The organism is Acidovorax sp. KNOB132 (genome assembly GCF_057541515.1).
Genome location: NZ_BAAJYT010000531.1, coordinates 1 through 1,261, shown reverse-complemented (window position 1 = coordinate 1,261; position 1,261 = coordinate 1). Strand labels below are relative to the sequence as shown.

Here is a 1,261-nt window from a genome sequence, read left to right as displayed (position 1 = left end):
GGGAGGCGGGGCCTGCGGTGCTGGCGCCAACCGGGGCGCGGCCGGCACGGCGGAGGAGGGGGGGTATCCGTGGATTCGGCCGCCGGAGTCTTGGCCACGGCCGGCTCCTGCACCGCCACGGAGGCCGCAGCCGGCGCCCACACGGTGATGCCCATCTCGGCCAGCATGGCGCGCTGGCGTGCGTCCAGGTCCAGGCTCATAGTGGCAGGCTCATCACGACGGCATCCTCGCGTTCGCCGCCGTGGGCGGGGTAGTAGCGCTTGCGTTCGCCCACGAAGCGAAAGCCCCGGGCTTCGTAGATCGACCGTGCCCGCGCATTGCTCACGCGCACTTCCAGCCACAGCCATTGCGCGTTGCAGCCGCGCGCCCACAGGGCCAGCGCATCCAGCAGCAGCCGGGCCCAGCCCTGGCGCTGGTGGGCGGGTGCCACGGTCAGGTTGAGCAGGTGCACTTCGTCCACGCCTTTCATGGCCACGAAGTAGCCGATCAGTTCATCGCCGGCCATCAGCAGCTGGGTTTCGTAGCCGGCCGCCATCGCATCGATGAAGTTGCCGCGCGTCCAGGGGTGCGTGTAGGCGACCTGTTCGATCGCCAGCAGCGCATCCAGCCGCGCGAGCGTGAGCGGCTCAAACCGGGCTTCTTCGGGGGTGTGGGGAACGGCGCTCATGGGGCACTCAGAATGGGAGGCAGGGCGGCTGCGGCCGCCTGCCTGGCCGCCAGGCGCTCCGCCGTGGTTTGCGCCACTTTATCGCGCACGTACAGCGGCAGGGCTTCGCTGGCCGGTTGCGCGCCCCCCGCAGCGATGCGCGCGGGGGCCAGGTGCAGCAGGGCCAGGGCGGTCGGCAGGGCGAACACATGGGGGGCGTCGGGTGCGAGCCGCTCGCCATAGGCCGCGCGGGCATTGCCGGCCACGGTGTAGCCGGGCGGCACGGCCACGGACTGGGGCGCGCACAGGCCGAAATCGTCGCCTCCGCGCCATGTGCCGTCGGCCTGGAATTCGAAGGGCGCGGTGTAGACCTCGTCCATGCGGGCGTCGAGCACCGCCACCACGCGCGTGCAGCCATGGGCATGGCGGGCCGCCTCGGCCACGGCCAGCAGGGTGTCGATCGGCAGCACCGGCACGCCAGTACCGCCGCGCGCACCGAACGCCAGTCCCTGCGCCACCGAGCACGCCGTGCGCAGGCCGGTGAACGAACCCGGGCCGCGCCCGAAGACCACGGCATCCAGCGTGTCGAACGACAGGCCGGCCTTGGCCAGCAGC

The 1,261-nt window shown here is 72.3% G+C and carries 2 protein-coding genes and 1 pseudogene; all 3 read right to left on the bottom strand.

Annotated features, from left to right (window positions below):
- A pseudogene (locus tag AC27IO_RS24395) lies at positions 1-200 on the bottom strand (uracil-DNA glycosylase family protein); the annotation flags it as partial.
- On the bottom strand, positions 197-667 hold the full coding sequence (gene rimI, locus AC27IO_RS24390; RefSeq protein ID WP_284424366.1) for a ribosomal protein S18-alanine N-acetyltransferase: 471 nt from the start codon (positions 665-667) through the stop codon (positions 197-199). The pseudogene AC27IO_RS24395 and the gene rimI, both read right to left, overlap by 4 nt.
- On the bottom strand, positions 664-1,261 hold a 598-nt coding region (tsaB, locus tag AC27IO_RS24385; RefSeq protein ID WP_498741238.1), incomplete at its 5' end, for a tRNA (adenosine(37)-N6)-threonylcarbamoyltransferase complex dimerization subunit type 1 TsaB. The genes tsaB and rimI, both read right to left, overlap by 4 nt.

Bases quoted from the DNA above. Each gene is read 5' to 3' on its own strand.
- rimI (WP_284424366.1), bottom strand. From the start codon at position 667: ATGAGCGCCGTTCCCCACACCCCCGAAGAAGCCCGGTTTGAGCCGCTC.